This is a genomic window from Promicromonospora sp. NPDC057138, assembly GCF_042670845.1.
Classification (GTDB): domain Bacteria; phylum Actinomycetota; class Actinomycetes; order Actinomycetales; family Cellulomonadaceae; genus Promicromonospora.
In genome coordinates this window covers 78,894-98,453 of the sequence record NZ_JBHUUX010000003.1, presented here as the reverse complement: position 1 = coordinate 98,453, position 19,560 = coordinate 78,894, and the positions used below count along the sequence as shown (strand labels likewise).

Sequence of the window (19,560 nt, the reverse complement as noted above, 5' to 3'; positions counted from 1 at the left end):
AATACGCCTGGCGGGAGCGCGGGTTTGGGAGCATGAACGGAGTCGTTCGGACAACCTCCAGACAGGATGTACACGAAGCCATGCCCTCGCGCCGGTCCTCCCGCCCGCGTGCCGCCGTCGTCGTTACGGCCGCCGTCGCTCTGCTGCTCGCCGCCTGCTCGCCCGGGGGAGGGACGCCCAGCGAGCCCACGGGCGAACCGGTCGCCGGCGGGACCCTGACCTACGCCTCCGGCGACGCCGAGCCGTCCTGCCTCGACCCGCACGTCGGCGGCAACTACCCGCAGGCGCTCATCGCCACCCAGTACCTGGAGTCCCTCGTCTCGCTCGACGACGACGGCGAGGTCATCCCGTGGCTCGCCACCGAGTGGACCGAGAGCGACGACGGCCTCACCTGGGAGTTCTCGCTGCGCGACGACGTCACGTTCACCGACGGCACGCCGTTCGACGCCGAGGCCGTCGCCGCGAACATCGCGCACGTGCAGGACCCGGCCACGGCGTCGTCGACCGGCTACCTCGCGCTCGCGAAGATCGAGGACGTCGTGGCCGTCGACGACCACACCGTCCGGCTGGAGCTGAGCGCGCCGGACAGCGCGCTGCTCGAGTCGCTCTCGCAGGTGTGGGTGGCGATGGAGTCGCCGAAGGCCCTGGAGCGCAGCCAGGAGGACAACTGCGCCGCTCCGGTCGGCACCGGCCCGTTCGTCGTGGACGACTGGGAGCGCCAGGAGTCCGTGACCCTCGTGCGCAACGACGACTACACCTCGCCGCCGGCCGACGTAGAGGGCACCGGTCTCCCGTACCTCGACACCATCGTGTGGCGGTTCATCCCCGACTCCGCGAGCCGCTACGCCGCGCTCCAGTCCGGCGAGGTGCAGGTCATCGACAACGCGCAGCCGGACACCATCCAGTCGGCCGAGTCCGACGACGCGATCGAGGAGCTGAACGCGCCCCGCCCCGGCGCCGCCAACCGGATCGAGCTCAACTCGGGCAAGGCGCCGTTCGACGACGAGCACGTCCGCGAGGCGTTCGTCCGCTCGGTGAACGTGGACGACGGCATCCAGAGCCTCTTCTTCGGCACCGCCGAGCGCTCGTACTCGCCGCTGTCCAGCGTCGAGCCGCTCAGCCTGAGCGAGCCCGACCTCTTCACCGTCGACACCGACGCCGCCGCGGGCCTCCTCGACGAGGCCGGCTGGAGCGAGCGCGACGACGAGGGCTACCGCGTCAAGGACGGCAAGCGCCTCACCCTCGACTTCCCGGTGAGCACCAACCAGTCCATCCCGGCCGAGCAGTCGCTGTTCGAGCAGATCCAGGCGGACGCCAAGACGGCGGGCTTCGAGGTCAAGCTCCACCCGCTCGACCTGTCGAGCTGGTACGGCGCCCTGGCCGAGAACGACTACAACCTGGTGAGCGCCCCGTACACCAAGGTGGGCCCGGACGTGCTGCGGATCCTGTACCACTCCGACTCGATCACGCCGGCCCCCAGCGGCTACTTCGCCAACCTCGCGCAGGTGGCCGACCCCGCGGTCGACGACCTGCTCACCCGGGCCTCCGCCACGAGCAACACCGACGATCGCGAGAGCCTGTACGAGCAGGCGCAGCGGATCATCCTCGAGGGGTACTACATCCTGCCGCTGTACGACCAGCAGAACCACTTCCTGCACTCGTCGACCGTGCAGGGTCTGCGGGCGATGCCCACGGTGTCGACGCCGACCTTCGCCGAGGCCTGGCTGGCGTCTTGACCCTTCCGGTCCCCACCACCGGGGCGCGCAGGACGCCGGTGCCGGGCAACCGGCGCTGGCTGCTCCTGCGCGCGGGCGGGGTCCTGTTCGTGCTCTGGGCCGCGGCGACGATCACGTTCTTCGCCCTCCGGCTGGTCCCCGGCGATCCCGCGGAGGCGATCCTCGGCGGGCCCGGGTCCCAGGCCGGGCCCGAGGCGCTTGCGCAGGTCCGCCGCGAGTACGGCCTCGACCAGCCGCTCGTGGTGCAGTACCTCACCTACCTCGGGCGGCTCGCGACCGGCGACCTCGGGCAGTCGTACTCGCTGCACAAGCCCGTGGCGACGGCGATCGGTGAACAGTTCGGCGCGACGCTCGCCCTCGCGCTCTGCTCGCTCGCCCTCGCCTGGGCGCTCGCGTGCGCGCTGGCCGCGTGGAGCGTGCGGGGCGGCCGGGTCGCGTGGGCCATCGGCTCCGGGCTGGAGCTCGTCGCGGCGGCCGTGCCGCACTTCTGGCTGGCGACGGTCCTGATCCTGTTCTTCAGCAGCACCCTCGGCATCCTGCCGCCGGTCAGCGTGCCGGGGCCGCTCGGCATTGTGCTGCCCGCGCTCACCATGGCGATCCCGCTGGCCGGGTTCCTGGGCCAGGTCATGCGCGAGTCGCTGCTGACCGCCATGGAGTCCCCCTTCGTCACGACGGCGCGCGCCCGCGGCGAGAGCGAGGTCCGGATCTTCTGGCGGCACACGCTGCGGCACGCGGCGATCCCCGCCGTCGGGCTCTCCGGCTGGGCCTTCGGGTCGCTGATCAGCGGGGCCGTCGTCGTCGAGTCGGTGTTCGCCCGGCAGGGCCTCGGCCGCAGCCTCCTGTCCGCGGTGCAGCTCCGCGACGTCACGCTGGTGACCGGGATCGTGCTCGTCGTGGCGCTCGCGTACACGGTGATGACCCTGGTCACGGACCTGGCGGACCGGGTCATCGACCCGCGCACCCGGGCGGTGGCGGAATGAGCCGCCTGCGCGCCGCCGTCGTCGGCGCCACGGGGTTCCGCCCCACCGTCGCCGAGGCTCTGGCCGGCCTGGTCCTGGTGCTCCTGCTCGTCGCCGCGCTCTGGCCGAGCCTGCTCGCCCCGGGCGACCCGCTCGCGGTCTCGCACACCGACGCCTTCCAGCCGCCGTCGCTCGCCCACCTCTTCGGGACCGACGAGTCCGGGCGCGACATCTACACGCGCGTGGTCCACGGCGCGGCGGAGTCGCTGCGGATCGGCGTCCTCGCGACGGCGATCGGCATCGGCCTCGCGACAGTCCTCGGCTTCGTCGCGGGCCTCGGCCCGCGCTGGCTCGACTTCGGCACGACCCGCCTGGTCGAGGTGCTCTTCGCGTTCCCCGGCCTGCTGCTCGCGCTGCTGTTCATCGTGGTCACGGGGCCGGGCGTGCTGAGCTCGACCATCGCCGTCGGCCTGGCCACCGCGCCCGGCTACGCGCGCATCATCCGTTCCCAGGTGCGCCGGACGGCGGCCGCCGACTTCGTCGAGGCCACGCGGGTGCTGGGCCGCGGCCGGCTCTGGATCGTCGCCCGGCACATCCTGCCGAACGTCACCGCCGCGCTGTTCGTCCTCGCGACGCTCGGGCTCGGGCAGGCGGTCATCTGGGTGTCCTCCCTGAGCTACCTCGGGCTCGGCGCCGTCCCGCCGGCCGCGGAGTGGGGCGCGATGCTCGCGGCCGGCCGCACCTACATCGCGAACTTCTGGTGGATGACGTTCTTCCCCGGCCTCGCGATCGTCGCCAGCGCCGCCGCCGCCACCGTCATCGGGCGGGGCATCCAGAAGCGGAACAGGAGCGCCGCATGAGCGGGCCGGTGCTGGAGATCAAGGACCTCGTCGTGGAGTTCTCCGGACGACGGGTCGTCGACGGGGTCAGCTTCCAGGTGGCGGCCGGCGAGTGCGTGGCGATCGTCGGCGAGTCCGGCTCGGGCAAGAGCGTGACGGCGCGCAGCATCGTCGGCCTCGCGGGCGACGGCGCGCGGGTCTCGGCCGCGGAGCTGACCGTCGCCGGGCAGGACGTGCTCTCGCTGTCCGGGCGGCGCCTGCGCCGGCTGCGCGGCGGCACGGTCGGCCTGATCGCGCAGGACGCACTCGTGTCCCTCGACCCCCTGCGCCCGATCGGCCGCGAGATCGGCGACACGCTCGCCCTGCACACCGGGCTCGACGCCGCCGCGCGCGCCGCGCGCACCGTCGAGCTCCTCGAGCGGGTAGGTCTGCCCGACGCCGAGCTGCGGTCCCGCCAGCGCCCCGGCCAGCTCTCCGGCGGCCAGCGGCAGCGCGCACTGATCGCCGCCGGGATCGCGGGCGAGCCGTCCCTCGTCATCGCCGACGAGCCGACCACCGCGCTCGACCAGCCCGTCCAGGCCGGTGTGCTCAGGCTCCTGGGCCGGCTGCGCGACGAGGGCACTGGCGTGCTGCTCATCAGCCACGACCTGTCGGTGGTCCTCGGCATCGCGGACCGGGTGCTCGTGATGACCGACGGCGTCGTGGTCGAGGAGGGCACACCGGCGGAGGTGTTCGAGCGGTCCCAGCACCCGTACACCCGCAAGCTCGTCGCCGCGGTCCCGGCGGGCCGGCCCCGGGGTGTGCCGCTGTCGGCCGGGGCGGCGCCGTCCGTCGTCGGCCAGGAGCCCGCGACGCCGGACGCCGCCGTCGAACGTAGGGGTGGTAGCGGCATGGCCGCTCATGAAGCGACCAGCCCTACGTTCGGCGAGGTGCTCCTGGAAGCACAGGGGCTCAGCCGTAGCTTTCACGTCGCTGGGCGCGAGATCGTCGCCGCCGACGACGTGTCGTTCTCCCTCCGGGCCGGGCGGACGCTCGGGCTGGTCGGCGAGTCCGGGTCGGGCAAGTCGACGACCGCCCGGCTGCTGCTCGGGCTCGAACGGCCCGACGCCGGCGAGGTCACCCTCCTCGGCGAGCCCTGGAGCCGGCTCCCCGAGGCCCGACGCCGCCCGCGGCGCCCCCTGATCGGCGCCGTGTTCCAGGACGCGCTGAGCTCGTTCGACCCGAGGTGGACCGTCGGCGCGATCCTCGCGGACGCCGTCACCCGCGGCCGGTCGGTCCGGCCCGGACCGGTGCGCGCGGAGGTCTCGGCGCTGCTCGACACCGTCGGGCTCGACCCCGTCCTGGCCGCCCGGCGTCCGCTGCACCTGTCCGGCGGCCAGCGCCAACGCGTCTCCGTCGCGCGGGCGCTGGCCGCCGGCCCCCGGGTGCTGATCCTCGACGAGCCCGTCTCCGCGCTCGACGTGTCGGTCCAGGCGCAGGTCCTCGACCTGCTCGACCGGCTCCAGCGCGAGCGCGACCTCGCCTACCTCCTCATCACCCACGACCTCGGCGTCGCCCTGCACATGAGCGACGACATCGCGGTGCTGCAGGAGGGCCGCGTCGTCGAGTCCGGCCCGGCGGAGAGCGTCTTCGACGACCCGGGGCATCCGTACGCGCGGCTGCTGCGGGACGCCGTCCGCGTCTGACTACACCTGCCTACATCTCCGCCTTCGGCCTCGCGTCCAGCACGTCGATGGTGTTCAGCAGGCGCAGGTACCCCGCGAACTCCTCCGCGACCTGTTCCGGCTGCAGCCCGTAGCGCCGCATGTCGTACTCGTGCGGACGCGTCCCCGCCGGCCGGGCGAGCACCCGGTCGAGCTGCGCCGCGTCGCTGTCCCGCCAGGTCGCCCCGATCGCCGAGTACAGCCGGGGCACCTCGGTGTGCGGGTCGTGGCTCAGCGCGTGGTACGGCACGTCCACGATGGACGACGGCGGCAGGCTGAGCCGCGCCTCCAGCGCGTTGTTCACCCACGTGACCATGGAGTCCATCACGAGCTGCCCCACCTCGAGCGGGTCGGGATCCGTCTGGTACGGCGCCCACAACGTCTCGATGAGGCTGCACGACGAGCCGACGACGGCGGCCGGGTCGCGGTGCGTCCACACGAACGTGGCGTCCGGGAACACCTTCTTGATCACCGTCATGTCGTTCAGGTGCGCCGGGTACTTGACGATCCACCGCTTGGGCGCCCGTCCGTGCTGCAGCACCTGCAGGCCCTGCTTCAGGTACTCGTAGTCGCCGGCCAGCTCCGCCGCGCTGCGCTGCGCGTACCAGTCACGGTAGGAGGGCATGCTGCCGTGGAACAGCGGCCAGAAGGTCCCGTGCGGCATCAGCACCAGGGACTCCTCGGGGTCTGTGGCGCTGATCGGGTGGATGTGCTTCAGGGCCGGCGCGAAGACGCTCGTGACCAGCTGGATGCTCTGGTCGAACCGCTTGATCTCCCGCTTGGCGACCTTCGGGTCCTCGAGTCCGGTGTACGCCATCTCCCAGGCGAGGGGCCCGCGATGGTCGGGCGACGCCGCGAGCACCTTGTGGGTGAGGGTGGTCGCCGTGCGCGGCAGCCCGAGCACGAAGACCGGATCGGTGATCTGCTCGGCACCGATCTCCGGGCGCTCGGCCAGCAAGGTCTGGATGCGCAGCCGGTTGACGTAGCGGGCCTTGACCACGTTGAGCGCGAAGAACCAGCCCAGAGGCGTCAGCCGGGGCTCCTCGACGATGCTCGCGAACACGCGGCCGAGGCCGTCGGCGAGCTCAGGGTCCTGAGCGCCGGCCTCCTTCTCGACCTGGGCGACGGCCTTCGCCCAGGCGCCCGCGGGATCCTCACGCCCTCGGACGGCGGGGCCGAAGACGGTGTTGAGAACCTTGGCGGCTCGGGTCGTAGAGCTCACGATGTCCCTATCTATTTGTGATCGGATCTTGTGCGATCGGTACGGCGGGTCGCGCAGCCGCGAGGTTCACGGAACGAACGACTCGTGCTCCGGAGTGGAGAGCGGCTCGGGGCGGAAGACGACCGGAAGCGCCTCCAGCAGCCGAAAGCGGAAGTCGGGCGCCCACCGGAGATCCTCGGCCCGCGCCGCGAGTGCGGGCGTGAGGCGGCGATGCAGCGTCTCGGCCGCCGTCCGGACGATCAGCCGGGACAGGTGCGGAGCTGGGCACGCGTGGGCGCCCACCCCGAACGCCAGGTGGGCACTGCCGCCGGACCCGTCCCACGGGCCGTCGCCGCGGATGCTCGGGTCCGAGCCGACCGCACCGACCGCGAGCAGCATCGCGTCCCCGGCCTGCACCAGCTTGTCGTCATACAGGAAGTCCTCGACGGCGATCCGCGGCGCCAGCGTGCTCACCGGCGACGCGGTCCACAGCACCTCGTCGAGCGCCTCGTCGGTCCCGAGCCGGCCGCCCGCGAGCCGCCTGGCGAACCGCTCGTCGGTCAGCGAGAGGTAGAGCGTCTGCGCCAGCCAGGCCTGCAGGCCGAGGGCCGCGGTGGCCGTGAGCGACAGGACGCCGTCCGCCGCCTCCGCGGTGCTCTGGTAGGCGGCGTGCCGCGCGAGCCGGCCCGCGGGGGTGGGGCCGCCGTCCGGACGGCGGGCCGCAGCCTGCCCGCTGAGCAGGAAGCTCACCTCGTGCACGGCCGACGCGGCCTGCCGTCCCGCCGTTCGGCGCGTGGCGGCCTCGAACACCTGCTGCGCGGTCGCGGCGTCGAACCCGAGGACGGCGCCGAGCGTCAGGTGCGGCATCGGCGCCACGTACTCGCGCACCAGGTCGGCGACGCCGGTCGCGGCGAACCCGTCGATGAGCTCCTCGCACCTGGCGCGGGTGGTCCTGGCGACCTCGACGTCGTCGATCAGGCCGAGCGCCTCGTCGAGCGGGGTGCGGAGCCGGTCGTGCGTGCTCCCGTCGGTCTGCTCCACGGTCGGCCGGGCGGACGGCGCCAGCGGCCGGAGCACGGGCGAGTCCGAGCCGGCGGACGGCGCCGTGCGCTCGTGGCCGCCCCAGGTCCCGGTCGCCGTGGTGAGGGGGAACTGGCCGCGGGCCATGGCGACGATGGTCCGGTACTCCGTCACGAGCCACGCGCGGGCGCCAGGTTCCAGCTCGACGGGCGCGACGTCGCCCCACTCCTCGCGCAGCCGCGCGTGGAGGGCGCCCGCGTCGTGCGACGCGGTCAGCTCGGTGATGGTCGGGACGGTCGCGGGGTCGTCGAGCTTCAAGGGCCGGTGGGCGGGATCACCGCTGATGGCGCCGCCGATGCCGGCGATACCGTCGATAGTGGTTGAGCTCATCGTGTCCCCGTCTGGGTCGGGTACCGGTGCTGGTCGGGCCACACCTTGCCGGATATATACCCGTATGTCGAGGTCCGTCCCCGGATTGGATGACGCCGCTGCGATAGTTGGCCCATGGCGATGTTCGAGGGCGCGCGGGTGGAGATCTACGACGAGGTCTGGGGTGAGGACCGCGGGCAGCACACCGAGCTCAGCCGCACCGTGTCCGTGTGGGGGCGCACAGCCTCCGGGACCTGGCTGACCAGGGACGACGCGCGACGCTCCTTGGGTGAGGAGGACATCGACATCCTGGTGGAGGACGACGGTTCCATGTTCATCACCGATGAGGGTGCGGAGCGGCTCATCGCGCAGGTCGGCACCGCTTTTCCCGGGGCGGTGGTCCGCTACTACTCCGAGGACGAGGGCGAGGGCGAGGGCGATGAGCTCGGGGAGCTCGACGTGACAGGAGTGGCACCCGTCTTCGAGATCGAGTACCCGATGGGACACGTGCTGCGGGACTAGAACCCCGCCAGGGTCCGCACCGTCTCGATCGTGTCGGCCTCCGCGGCGCTCTTGTCGTCGCGGTAGCGCAGCACGCGCGCGAAGCGCAGGGCGAGCCCGCCCGGGTAGCGGGTGGAGCGCTGCAGCCCGTCGAACGCGATCTCGACGACCTGCTCGGGCCGTACCGTCACGACCCACCCGTTGTCGTCGGTCTTCAGCTCGTTGAACCGCTGCGTCTGCCACTCCAGCATCTCGTCCGTCATCCCCTTGAACGTCTTGCCGAGCATCACGAACCCGCCCTCTGGGTCGCGCGCACCCAGGTGGATGTTGGACAGCCAGCCCTGCCGGCGGCCCGTACCCCGCTCGACGGCCAGCACCACGAGGTCGAGGGTCTGGCGGGGCTTGACCTTGACCCAGCCCGCGCCGCGTCGTCCGGCCGCGTAGGGCGTGTCGAGCGACTTGACCACCACGCCCTCCTGACCCTCGCGCAGCGCTCCCGCGAAGAACTCCGCGGCGGCCCCGGGATCGGATGTGACCAGGCGGCGCACGACATGCGGCGCGGCGACCTCATCGAGCACCGCGAGGCGCTCGCGCAGCGGGGCGTCGACGAGGTCGCGACCGTCGGCGTGCAGCACGTCGAAGAAGAACGGGGAGAGCTGGAGCTGCGAGGCCAGCTCCGCCTCCGACGTCGTCCCCGGCGTCTCCCGGGTCGCGGATCGGGCGGCGGTCTCCTGGAACGGCCGGGGCACGCCGTCCTGCCCGACGGCGAGCGCCTCGCCGTCGAGCACCAGGCGGTCCGACGGGAGGGCGCGCACGACCTCGACGATCTCCGGCACGCGCTCGGTGATGTCGTCCAGGGAGCGGGTGACGACGCGTATCTCGTCGCCGAGGCGGTGCACCTGGATGCGGATGCCGTCGAGCTTGATGTCGACGCAGAGCTCGGCCGGCGCGTCGGCAGAGCCCAGCTTCTCGAAGGCGGCCGCGATGTCGGGCGCCGACTGGGCGAGCATCGGCCGGACCGGCCGCCCGACCTCCAGCGTGAAGGTCGCGAGCGTGACGCGCGGGTCGTCCGCGAGGAGGGCGGCGCTCGCCACGGGCCCGGTCGCGCCGCGCAGCATGACGGCGCGGCGGACGGCGTCGGCGGGGACTCCGGCGGCCTCGGCGACGGCGTCGACGACCACCGAGTCGAGGGCGCCCTGCCGCAGCTCGCCCGCGACGAGGCCGCGGAGGAACGCCTGCTCGCGCTCGGTCGCCGCGCCGAAGAGCTCTGTGGCCGCGGCGGTGCGAGCCTGGGCGGAGCCGGGGCCTTCGAGGGCTGCTATCTCGGCGAACGCGGCGTCGACGTCGCGCACCGTGAGCGTGGCCTCTGCCGCCGGCGGCGGGAGGTCGCGCAACGCGGCGAAGCCGAGGCCGGTGCGGCGCTGGCGCAGCGCGCCGGCGAGGTAGGCGACGACTATCTCGATGGTGGTGGTGGCGACGTCGGCTGCGGCCGCGTCCCCGGCGCCGGCGTCCGCCGCAGCCTGGGTGTCGGCCGTCCGGCGCAGCAGGTCGGCGATGGCCGCGCGCTTGGCGAGGCGCGAGCGGGTGGCGGAGACGGCGTCGGACGTGGCGGCGACCTCGGCGAGCAGCATGCTCCATCTTGACGCGTGCGCGGTTGGAACGCGGCCCGGCGTCGGTTCGCCGCGACGAGCGACGTGGGTGTTTGACAGTTTTGCAGAAAACGCTAAGTTGTCAGTATGGCGGTGAACGAGTGGGAACGTGATCAGGCAATCCTGGACGCGACGGCGGAGCTGTTGCTGAAGCTGGGCTACGACAGGCTGAGGATGGGCGCGGTCGCCGACCTGGTGGACCTGAACCGAGGCCTCGTGTACCTGCGGTTCACGTCGAAGGACGAGGCCGTCGAGGCGGCCGTGCTGCGCGAGCTGGACCGGTACGCGGAAGCGTGGCGGGCTCAGGTCGAGGCCGATCCCAGGGGCGGCAGCGTGGGGAGTGCGTACCGGGCGATGATGACTGCCCTGAAGACGCTTCCGCTGGCCTCGGCGATCGTCGCGCGGGACGAGGAGGTCTTCGGCAAGTACGTGCGCAGGCCCGGGAGCTACTTCGACCGGGCCGGCGGGACGGCCGCGACCGGGCCCATGAGCAGCCGCGAGTTTCTCGAGGCGATGCGGCGGGCGGGCGTGGTGCGCCGGGACGTCGACGTGCGCGCGGTGGCTTTCGTCATGGACGGGCTGACCCCGGCCATCCGGCGTGCATTCCTCCGGAGCGACGAGCCGCCCGCAGACGACGAACCCTCCTGGGATCAGCTCCTCGGGACGGTCGCGGACATGCTGGACCAGGCAGTCACCCCGGCCAAGGCACCGGACTTCCCGGCCGGTCGGGAAGTCCTGCTCGGCGTCCTGGAGCAGGCCCGTGCGGTCGCGACCCGGTCGGACGGCCGGAGCCGAGGGAACCCAGCCCACCAGCAGGACGCGGCAGAGGGGGACGAGTAGATGGTCACGCCGGGCAGGCAGGACGGCGAGCCCCTCGTCCTGGTCCTGGACGATGCCGCTGCCGAGCTGGAGCGGGTCGGCGGCAAGGGCGCGTCGCTGGCCCGCATGGCGGCGGCGAAGTTCCCGGTGCCACCGGGATTCCACGTCACGACGGCCGCGTACCGGCGGTTCGTCGCTGCGCAGGGCCTGCAGGAGAAGATCCTCCTGGCGGCGGCCGCCGCGTCGCCTGACGAGCCCGCCACCTGGGAGGCCGCGGCGCGGGAGATCGCCGACCTGTTCGCCGCGCAGCCGATGCCGCAGGCGATCGCGCAGGCCGTCGCCGGGGACTACGGGCAGCTCGGCGGCCAGGACGTGGCGGTCGCCGTCCGCTCCTCCGCCACCGCGGAGGACCTGCCGGACATGTCGTTCGCCGGACAGCAGGACACCTACCTCAACATTCGGGGCGAGTCCGACGTGCTGGCCGCCGTGAAGCGGTGCTGGGCCTCGCTGTGGACGGCCCGAGCGATCGGCTACCGGGCGCGGCAGGGCGTCGCCCACGACGACGTCGCGCTGGCCGTCGTCGTCCAGGAGCTGGTGCCCGCCGACGCGGCCGGAGTCCTGTTCACCGCCAACCCGATGACCGGCGACCGCGGCCAGGTGATGGTCAACGCCGCCTGGGGGCTGGGTGAGTCGATAGTCGGCGGGCAGGTCACGCCGGACATGCTGCTCGTCGCGAAGGCGGACGGCGCGATCGTCCAGCAGGAGATCGGCGACAAGCGGCTCATGACCGTCCGGACCGCCGAGGGCACGCACGAGGAACCGGTGCCGGAACGCCTGCGGGACCAGCCGGTGCTCCGGCCCGGCGACGTCGCCGAGCTGACCCGGATCGCCGTACGGATCGAACAGCTCTACGGGCAGCCGATGGACATCGAATGGGCCGTGCATGACGGTCGCCCGTACATCGTCCAGGCCCGCCCGATCACCGCACTGCCCGACGCCGCACCAGGCCCTCGGCCGCTCCCGGCCGAGGAATGGGAGCTCCCCGGCCCGAACGGAAAATACATCCGGGGCAGTGTGGCTGAGCTGCTGCCCGATCCGCTGTCGCCGCTGTTCACCACGCTCGGGATCCCCGCGTGGGAGAAGGCCACCATCGACCACTACCGGGCCATCGGGCTGCCGGTCCTGGACCACCCGATCCGTGTGATCAACGGCTACCTCTACTACGACATCTCGTACACCGCCGGGATCCTGACGCGGATGGCCCTGGCGCAGCCACGCTTCCTGGCAGTCACCCTGCCGAGGAGCCTGCGGACCGCCGAGTCGCGCTGGCGCGAGGCTCACACGCGGTACGCCGAGCTCGACGCCCGCTGGCGGGACACCGATGCGTCGTCCGCCCCGGCCGTTCGTCTGCTCGACGGCGCGCGCGAGCTGGTCGACGAGGCCGCCCGGTACTACCTGGTCATCCAGGGCGGGGTGCTGCCGGCGGCGTACACCAGCGAGTCGATGTTTACCGCCGTCTACAAGCTGCTGAAACGCCGGGACGACCCGTCCGCGACGACATTCCTGCTCGGCTCCGACAGCAAGCCGGTGCGAGCCGAGCAGGCGCTGTACGACCTGGCGCGATGGCTGCGGCAGCGGTCCTGCGACCATGACGACCCGTTGGCGAAGCTGTCGGGCCCGGAGCTGCTGGCCCTCGTCGACGGCGCCGGCGCGTCGGCAGACGGCGACGCCGAGACCTGGCGGGAGCTCGCCGACCGGTTCGCCGCACACCTGTCGGCCTTTGGCGACACGGTCTACGACCTCGACTTCGCCAAACCGCTCCCCGCCGAGGAGCCGGCCCCGGTCGCGCAGGCCCTCGCGTTTTTTCTCACCGGCAGTGCTCCCGACCCGTACGAGCGGCAGCGCACGACGGCGGAGGCCGGCAACCGGGCCGAACGGCGGCTCGCTGCCCGGCGCCCGGGCGTCCGGCGGTGGGCGGCGACGAAACTTCTGCGCTGGGCGCGGCGGATGGCGCCCCTGCGCGAGGACGCCCTTGCGGATGTGGGGCTGGGCTGGCTCACCGTGCGCCGCCTGCTGCGCCAGGTCGGGCAGCGACTCGTCATCGCGGGGTCGATCGAAGCGGTGGACGACGTCTTCTGGCTCCGGTACGACGAGCTCGCCGCGGCCGCGGCCGCCCTCGACGCCGGGCAGGCTCCGCACGACGCACGCGACGCCGTCGTCGAGCGAAGGGCGACCTGGCGGGCACAGCGAGCCGTGACACCACCGCACACGCTCCCCGCCACGGGTGCGAAGGTCCTCGGCATCGACTTCGCCAGGTCGGGGTCGGCGCCGTCCGACGTCCTCCAGGGCACGCCCGGCAGCCCCGGGCGTGTCAGTGCTCCGGCACGCGTCATCCACGGGCCTGCCGAGTTCGACCGGATGCGCCCGGGCGACGTCCTGGTCACGAAGATCACGACACCCGCGTGGACCCCGTTGTTCGCACTCGCCTCGGGCGTCGTGACCGACGTCGGAGGCCCGCTCAGCCACAGCTCGATCGTGGCCCGTGAGTACCGCATACCCGCCGTGCTCGGCACCCACGCGGCCACCGAACGGCTGCATGACGGCCAGCGGATCACCGTCGACGGCGATGCCGGAACGGTGACCGTCGCACCCGACCACCACGGGGACGGGCGCATGCCAGATCCCACGGACCGAGAAGAAGGAGATCAACGACCATGACAGTGCACGCCGCCGCGTTGAGCGGCAAGGTAGCGATAGTCACGGGCGCCGGATCGGGTATCGGCGCCGCTTCCGCAGCCACGCTGGCAGCCCAGGGCGCCCGAGTGTGCTGCGCCGACATCAACGCCGACGACGCCGGACGGACGGCCGAGTCCATCGTCGCCGCCGGCGGTGAGGCCTTCGCCGTGCGGGTGGACGTCGCCTCGCCGGACGACAACCAGGCGATGGTCGAGCAGACTGTCGCCCGCTACGGCGCGGTGCACATCGCGCACCTCAACGCCGGCACCGGGCAGCACGTCGGCGTCCTCGAGTACCCGCTGGAGGACTGGGACCGCACTATGGCCGTGAACCTGCGCGGTGTCCTGCTCGGCCTGCAGGCGGCCGGGCGCGCCATGCTCCGCGCGGGCGGTGGATCGATCATCGTGACCTCGTCGGCCGCCGGGCTCATCGGGGTCGCGATGTCCTCGGCGTACTCGGCGTCGAAGCACGGCGTCCTCGGCCTGGTGAAGTCGGCCGCCACCGAGCTCGGGCCGGAGGGTATTCGCGTCAACGCGATCTGCCCGGGGTTCATCGCAAGCAACGAGGGCATGCGCAAGCTCGGCGAGGCTACCGACGTCGGCGGCCGGATCCCGCTCGGCCGGGCGGGCGAGAGCGAGGACGTCGCGAACCTGGTCGCGTTCCTGGCCGGTGACAGCGCGTCGTTCATCACAGGCAGCGTCTACACGATCGACGGCGGCCGCCTGGCCGGCACCGAAGCACGTGGCGCCAGGAAGTCAGCATGACTACCGCGGCTGATCGGATCCACCCGAACCCGGCCATCGGCGTCCAGCAGGCGCTGACCCTGCCGCAGGCGGAGCTGTTCGCCCTGTGGCGGACCCTGCCCGCGCCGGACCTCACCGAGCTCGACGGCGAGTACCTGGGGTACACGCCGATCCTGAACGCCACCGACGAGGAGATCCACGGGCTCGCCGAGCTGCTCTACCGGGAAGGCTCGCCCCGGGGCGTCTGGCTGGGCAAGGCGTACCAGGCGGGTGCGGGGGCCGCCGGCGAGGGGTACAACCTTTTCCGCGTCTCGGCTGACGGGGCGGGCGTCCACGGCTACGTCCGGCGGGCCAGGTTCGCCACCTCCATCGACGAGTCGCTGATCGACGGCAGGTCGTCGCTGATGATGAGATACGCGGCGTTCGACAACAGCTCGGCCCGCACCGACCTCGTGGACGAGGTGCGCCGCTACTCCCACGGGCTCTACCTCGGAACCGCGACCACCCTGCTGCCCGACGGCACGCGCACGCAGCCGGACGGGTGCTTCCTTCTTGCAGGTCCCTTTGGCCCGTGGACCGGCGTCGACGACCCGGCGCTGGAGCAGCGATGACGGACCTTCACGTCGAGGACCGGCTCGCTGTCCAGGAGGCGATCGCTCGCTATGCCCACGCGTTCGACACCGGAGACGTCGCCGGCTTCGTCGACGTGTTCACCGAGGACGGGATCTTCGAGGCAGTCCTCGTCGATCAGCCCGATCAGCGAGCCGTGTTCCAGGGCCATGCCGAGCTTCGCCGTTTCGCCGAGGCCACGATGCGCGAGGACGTCCACGTGCTGCACCACTTGGCCGGCGTCATGTTCGACAGCACCGCGGTGGAGGCCCCGACCAGCCGGGCGACCGTGCTGGTCACCAAGCAGCTCCCGGACGGGCCGGCGATCTCCACGCACGGCACGTACCTCGACCGCTGGCGCAGGACGAGCGGCGGATGGCGGCTTGCGCACCGCCGCTACGTCGCTCTCGGCTACGGCGCCGCACATCGGAGCCGCAGGGCGCCTCGCCACTGAGCTCGCCGAGCCGGCGACGTCACTCCAGGAGGTTGCGGCTTCGCGCCCACGAGAAGAGCTCGGCGCCATCGCATGGGTAGCGCGCGCCGCGGGCGCGTAGAGCGTCGACGATCTCGCTGGCTCGCTGTTCGTTCACCTTCCCGTCGCGATAGGCCCTGATGAGGAGCCAGAGCGAACCATGCACTTCGACCTTCTTGATGCGACGGGCGATCTTCGTCGCTGTGGCGTCGTCCGTGATCGCGATGGCGCCGCGAACCTGCGCACTCGCGAACACGGTCGCTTCTCCCAGATCGTGTTCCCCGGCACCAAGAGCCTGGACGTACTCCGCAAGCGCCACTAGCTCGTCCATGCCCTGCTCGGGAAGCAGGTCGACCCAGGCGATGTCCGCCACATTGTTCGGACCAGCACAGAACTCGTCTCGGACAGCCTCGGTGGCGCCGACTCGGTAGCCCAGCGTCAGGTCTTTCAGGACGGGCATGAGATGCGCGGAGGCGAATGCGCTCAGGCACGTGTTGTCGAAGACGAGCAGTGGTTCGGGCTCGGCGTCCGTCATGCGTAGAAGTCCGCACGAAAGTCGTTCCGCCCAGGATCACGAGGGGGCGGGAGCTCGCTGCCCGCACCGCGAAGGATCTCGGAGGCTCGGGAGGACCCGATCAGCCCGTCGCGGTATGCATCGAGCGCGGCCCGGGACACCGCGGCGGACAGGTCGCCGTCACACAGGTCTTCCTCCGGCTGGCGGCCGTACGACCGCAACTCGGCCAAGGTTGGATTGGGCTGCAGGGCACGAGCTTGCTGGTCGTCGAGGAGGCCTGCTCCGCCGAGGCGAGCCAGGATACCGCTCCAGCTCATCCGATAGGTGGAGGACAGCCAGATGGCCTCCTCGCGGATCCGCTGGAGGTCGGCGGACTCGCCATCCAGCTGCCTTGCCCAACGGCTGCGAACGGCATCAAGGGGCAGGAGGAACTCAGCAGCGAAAGCATTGACCAGGCGCTCATGGTCCGAGGTGCTGCCAGAGATCGCTTCAGCAGCATAGGTGTCGTCGAAGAGGTAGTGCCCCAGCTCGTGGGCTGCTGTGAACCGGCGTCGGCCCGGTGACTGGTCGGCATTGATGACGGTGACCGCGAAGCCCTCTTGCGGGAGCATGACCCCGTCCACTGCTTCACCAGCGACGACAGTGGTGACGTAGAGGCCGAAGTCATCGAGGACGTCGGCCATGGGACCGAGGGCATCGGTGCCGAATCCCGCTGCTTTTCGAGCGGCCCGTGCCGCAGCCGACGCGTCCTCGACGTCCTCGATCTTGTTGAAAGTACCGACAAGTCCTGCGTGCGGAGCAGCAGGTAAGACACCGAATGTTCGAAGCTGCTCGACGTCGGCGGCCAGGTCCTCCGCGGCCAGCTCGGCGGCGAGAGTCGACGGCCGGTCGCGGACGACGGCCTGCCTGCGGGCCACGACCGGCGCGGGCGAATCGGACAGGAACCACGGGAGGGGCCTGCCCAGGAACTTGGCCAGTGCGGCGAGCTCGAGCGCGGAGATCTTGCGGGTCCCCGACGTGATCTTCGAGATCGCGGTCCGGTCCACGCCTAGTGCGGCCGCGAGCTCGGCCTGGGTCTTGGACGCCGCCTCGCGCGCGAGCTCGATCCGCTCGCCAAGCACCTCGGGACTGATCGCCATGTGTGCGATTCTGGCACATCGTGCCCTAGGGCGTAACGCGATACGCGAAGTCAGCGCTCCCCGGGTGCCCACCACGTCAGGTGGCTCGCCGCCTCGGCCGTCGGCTCGATGGTCTCCCACGCCTCGGCGATCAGGCCGTCCTCGAAGCGCATGATGTCGACGACCGTGATCTCCGGCCCGGAGGGGAGCCGGCGTCGCGACTGCAGCACCACGTGGTCGCCGTCGGCCAGCATGTGCTGGACCTCGACCTCCATGCCCGCGATGTTCTCCAGCGACGCCCGCATCGAGGCGAGCCATTCCGCCTTGGTCGAGGAGGTGGAGTCCGGCCGGCGATGGACGAAGCCGTCGCTCAGCACCCGCTCGACCGAGGCGACATCCCCCGTCTCGACCAGGCCCGCGAACGCCCGGGCGACGATGCTCTTGTTGTCTGAAGTCGTGCTCTGTGTGGTCATGGCAGCAGTGTTTGCCGTGCCGCCGGGGTTGTCGATGAACTGGGAGTTCATGGCGCTGGGCCGCACGTTGGGCGACACTCGGCGTCATGGGAACCGTGGGGGAGCTGTTGCGGCAGTGGCGGCGTCGCCGTCGGCTGAGCCAGCTCGATCTGGCGATCGCCGCCGACGTCTCGGCGCGGCACGTCAGCCTGGTCGAGACCGGCAAGTCCCGGCCGAGCGCCGAGATGGTCCTCCGGCTCGCGGACCAGCTCGACGTGCCGCTGCGCGATCGCAACCGGCTGCTGCTCGCCGCGGGGTTCGCGCCCCGGTACACCGAGCGGCCGCTCGACGGCGACGCGCTGTCGGCGGCCCGGGACGCCGTCGGGCGGGTGCTCCGCGCGCACGAGCCGTACCCGGCGCTGGTCTTCGACCGCCGGTGGAACATCCTGATGACCAACCGCGCCGTCGAGCCGTTCTTCGCCGGTGTCGCGCCCGACCTGCTGCGGCCGCCGGTCAACCTGGTGCGGCTGGGACTGGACCCGCGCGGGCTCGCGTCGTACGTCGTCAACCTGGCCGACGTGCGCGCGATGTTCCGGTCCCGGGTCAGGCGCCAGCTCGCCACCCTGCCCGACGCCGAGCTCACCGCGCTCTACGAGGAGCTGCTGGCACCCAGCCCTGCCGAAGAGGCGGGCGGGTCGATCGAGCCCGAGTCCGACGTCGTGATCCCCATGGTCATCCGGGTCGACGGGCGAGAGCTGCGGCTCTTCTCGACGATCACCACGTTCGGCACCCCGATGGACATCACGCTGGACGAGGTCGCCATCGAGTCGTACTACCCGGCGGATGCGGAGAGCGCTGCCTACTTCACGTAGACCCGGCCGTGGGCGTCAGCCCAGGTGCCAGGCGGCCACCGCGGCGTCGACGGCCTTGCGGGCGGGCGCCCGGATCCCCGGCACGAGCTCGACGGGTGCCTCGTCCCGCTTCGGCGCCCGGCGCCAGGTTCCGACCAGCCGCCCGTCCAGGAGGACCGCCGGGCGGAAGACCCCGTTGGTGAACGGGACGACGGTCCGCATGGCCTCGGCGTCCGCGACCAGCTCGCGGTCCTGGTAGCCCAGCACTATCTCGTCGAACCCCGGCACGAGCACGACGCCGGCCGGTTCGGCGATCTCGGGTGCCGCATCGCCGGAGAGCCCGCTCGCGTCCCGCCCCACCAGCATCGGCTTGCCGTCGATGACCACCTCGGCGACGGTGTCCGGCCGCGCGTCGCGCAGGGCGGCCACCGCCGTGCGCACCGGCACCTTGGGCAGGCCGAGCCACCAGGCGAGGTCGTCGGGGGTGGCCGGCCCCCGGCTGGCGAAGTAGGACAGCGCGATGCGGCGCAGGGCCACGCCGGGCTCCTCGGGCGGGACATCCCCGGACGCGGGGCCCGGCGTCGCGACCATGAGCTGCTGCGCCCCCGCGAACGGACCCCAGTGCAGCAACCCGCGAAGCGCCAGGGTGACGATCAGGTGGTAGCCGCGCTGGCCCTCGACGGACACACCGGCCTGCTGCCAGAGGTCGAGCATCGCTGCGCGCGAGATCCCGCCGTCATCGGCGGACGCCGCGAGCGCCGCCCGGGCGACCGTCTCCGCGCGGGCGATGGCTGCGTCGTCCAGGCCCTCGGCCTCGCGGGTCCGCCGACCCTTCTGGGTGACGCGTTCGCCGGTCAGCGAGACGAGCGCGGCGAGGTCGCGCGGTGTGGTCGCGAAGAGGGTGCCGCGTTGGGTCCAGCCGCGCACGAGGTCGCCGGCGTCGAACGCGGCGCGCACGTCGTCGAGCGTGGTGCCCGGTCGGGATCGGATGGCGATCGCGCGTAGCACGGCCGGCAGGTCCTGGCCCTGGAGGGCGACCATCCGGCGGACCACCTCGACCGGCGAAGGTGCCGCGCGGCCGTCGGGCAGCGTGAGGCCCTGCGTGCGCAGGCGCAGCCGGCGCGCGGCGTCGGGGGAGAGCTGGGTCTGTCCGGAGGGCATGCGGGAAGGCTACGTGCCGCCTGTGACACCCGCCCGGAGCAGGGGCCTTGAAGTGTGCGGCGGTCGGCGCTACGGTTAATTCATCAGGTGAGGAATTTGAATCGGAAG

At 72.2% G+C, this 19,560-nt stretch carries 18 protein-coding genes; 11 read left to right on the top strand and 7 right to left on the bottom strand.

Annotation, left to right across the window (positions count from 1 at the left end; genetic code table 11):
* The first annotated feature begins 80 nt into the window (after window positions 1-80).
* Genes ACFT2C_RS03460 through ACFT2C_RS03445 form a run of 4 tightly spaced genes read left to right on the top strand, consistent with a single transcriptional unit; the run spans window position 81 to window position 5,219 of the window.
* A complete protein-coding gene (locus tag ACFT2C_RS03460) occupies window positions 81-1,736 on the top strand; it encodes an ABC transporter substrate-binding protein (RefSeq protein ID WP_377205614.1) in 1,656 nt (551 codons plus the stop codon).
* Window positions 1,733-2,716, top strand: a complete 984-nt coding sequence (locus ACFT2C_RS03455; RefSeq protein ID WP_377205613.1) for an ABC transporter permease — start codon at window positions 1,733-1,735, stop codon at window positions 2,714-2,716. The genes ACFT2C_RS03460 and ACFT2C_RS03455 overlap by 4 nt, the downstream gene beginning before the upstream one ends.
* Window positions 2,713-3,555 carry an ABC transporter permease gene (locus ACFT2C_RS03450; protein WP_377205612.1) on the top strand — a complete coding sequence of 281 codons (843 nt, stop codon included), beginning with the start codon at window positions 2,713-2,715 and terminating at the stop codon, window positions 3,553-3,555. Before ACFT2C_RS03455 ends, ACFT2C_RS03450 begins: the two co-directional genes overlap by 4 nt.
* Entirely contained in the window at window positions 3,552-5,219 is a 1,668-nt protein-coding gene (locus tag ACFT2C_RS03445) for a dipeptide ABC transporter ATP-binding protein (RefSeq protein ID WP_377205611.1), read from the top strand. Before ACFT2C_RS03450 ends, ACFT2C_RS03445 begins: the two co-directional genes overlap by 4 nt.
* 10 nt (window positions 5,220-5,229) lie before the next feature.
* Here ACFT2C_RS03445 and ACFT2C_RS03440 read toward each other — a convergent pair whose 3' ends face one another.
* Window positions 5,230-6,459 carry a sulfotransferase family protein gene (locus tag ACFT2C_RS03440; RefSeq protein ID WP_377205610.1) on the bottom strand — a complete coding sequence of 410 codons (1,230 nt, stop codon included), beginning with the start codon at window positions 6,457-6,459 and terminating at the stop codon, window positions 5,230-5,232.
* Between the two features lie 66 nt (window positions 6,460-6,525).
* Window positions 6,526-7,848 (bottom strand): hypothetical protein, encoded by a 1,323-nt coding sequence (locus ACFT2C_RS03435; protein ID WP_377205609.1) that lies wholly within the window; start codon window positions 7,846-7,848, stop codon window positions 6,526-6,528.
* Between the two features lie 114 nt (window positions 7,849-7,962).
* On the opposite strand from ACFT2C_RS03435, the gene ACFT2C_RS03430 reads away from it, so the two are divergent.
* The gene (locus ACFT2C_RS03430) at window positions 7,963-8,349 is read left to right on the top strand and encodes a hypothetical protein (protein WP_377205608.1); all 387 of its coding nucleotides are present in this window, start codon (window positions 7,963-7,965) and stop codon (window positions 8,347-8,349) included.
* Here ACFT2C_RS03430 and ACFT2C_RS03425 read toward each other — a convergent pair.
* Window positions 8,346-9,959 carry an ATP-dependent DNA ligase gene (locus ACFT2C_RS03425; RefSeq protein WP_377205607.1) on the bottom strand — a complete coding sequence of 538 codons (1,614 nt, stop codon included), beginning with the start codon at window positions 9,957-9,959 and terminating at the stop codon, window positions 8,346-8,348. The two genes, ACFT2C_RS03430 and ACFT2C_RS03425, sit on opposite strands and share 4 nt — an antisense overlap.
* 105 nt (window positions 9,960-10,064) lie before the next feature.
* Between ACFT2C_RS03425 and ACFT2C_RS03420 the strand changes: the two genes are divergently transcribed.
* From ACFT2C_RS03420 to ACFT2C_RS03400, 5 genes are read left to right on the top strand one after another with little or no spacing between them, the layout of a single operon-like run.
* The gene (locus ACFT2C_RS03420; RefSeq protein WP_377205606.1) at window positions 10,065-10,817 is read left to right on the top strand and encodes a TetR/AcrR family transcriptional regulator; all 753 of its coding nucleotides are present in this window, start codon (window positions 10,065-10,067) and stop codon (window positions 10,815-10,817) included.
* Window positions 10,818-13,514 (top strand): PEP/pyruvate-binding domain-containing protein, encoded by a 2,697-nt coding sequence (locus ACFT2C_RS03415; protein ID WP_377205605.1) that lies wholly within the window; start codon window positions 10,818-10,820, stop codon window positions 13,512-13,514.
* Window positions 13,511-14,296: an SDR family NAD(P)-dependent oxidoreductase gene (locus ACFT2C_RS03410; RefSeq protein ID WP_377205604.1), complete on the top strand. Its 786-nt coding sequence runs from the start codon at window positions 13,511-13,513 to the stop codon at window positions 14,294-14,296. The genes ACFT2C_RS03415 and ACFT2C_RS03410 overlap by 4 nt, the downstream gene beginning before the upstream one ends.
* Window positions 14,293-14,886, top strand: coding sequence for a hypothetical protein (locus ACFT2C_RS03405; RefSeq protein ID WP_377205603.1), 594 nt, complete (start codon window positions 14,293-14,295; stop codon window positions 14,884-14,886). Before ACFT2C_RS03410 ends, ACFT2C_RS03405 begins: the two co-directional genes overlap by 4 nt.
* Window positions 14,883-15,338 carry a nuclear transport factor 2 family protein gene (locus ACFT2C_RS03400; RefSeq protein WP_377205602.1) on the top strand — a complete coding sequence of 152 codons (456 nt, stop codon included), beginning with the start codon at window positions 14,883-14,885 and terminating at the stop codon, window positions 15,336-15,338. The genes ACFT2C_RS03405 and ACFT2C_RS03400 overlap by 4 nt, the downstream gene beginning before the upstream one ends.
* 19 nt (window positions 15,339-15,357) lie before the next feature.
* On the opposite strand, the gene ACFT2C_RS03395 is transcribed toward ACFT2C_RS03400, so the two are convergent.
* The 3 genes from ACFT2C_RS03395 to ACFT2C_RS03385 are packed head-to-tail and all read right to left on the bottom strand — an operon-like array spanning window position 15,358 to window position 17,461.
* Entirely contained in the window at window positions 15,358-15,891 is a 534-nt protein-coding gene (locus ACFT2C_RS03395) for a hypothetical protein (protein WP_377205601.1), read from the bottom strand.
* Window positions 15,888-17,084 (bottom strand): helix-turn-helix domain-containing protein, encoded by a 1,197-nt coding sequence (locus tag ACFT2C_RS03390; RefSeq protein WP_377205600.1) that lies wholly within the window; start codon window positions 17,082-17,084, stop codon window positions 15,888-15,890. Before ACFT2C_RS03390 ends, ACFT2C_RS03395 begins: the two co-directional genes overlap by 4 nt.
* Window positions 17,060-17,461, bottom strand: coding sequence for a nuclear transport factor 2 family protein (locus ACFT2C_RS03385; protein ID WP_377205599.1), 402 nt, complete (start codon window positions 17,459-17,461; stop codon window positions 17,060-17,062). The genes ACFT2C_RS03390 and ACFT2C_RS03385 overlap by 25 nt, the downstream gene beginning before the upstream one ends.
* Window positions 17,462-17,547: 86 nt before the next feature.
* On the opposite strand from ACFT2C_RS03385, the gene ACFT2C_RS03380 reads away from it, so the two are divergent.
* Window positions 17,548-18,312 carry a helix-turn-helix transcriptional regulator gene (locus ACFT2C_RS03380; protein WP_377205598.1) on the top strand — a complete coding sequence of 255 codons (765 nt, stop codon included), beginning with the start codon at window positions 17,548-17,550 and terminating at the stop codon, window positions 18,310-18,312.
* Window positions 18,313-18,327: 15 nt separating this feature from the next.
* Here ACFT2C_RS03380 and ACFT2C_RS03375 read toward each other — a convergent pair whose 3' ends face one another.
* A complete protein-coding gene (locus ACFT2C_RS03375; protein WP_377205597.1) occupies window positions 18,328-19,452 on the bottom strand; it encodes a winged helix DNA-binding domain-containing protein in 1,125 nt (374 codons plus the stop codon).
* Window positions 19,453-19,560: the final 108 nt, after the last annotated feature.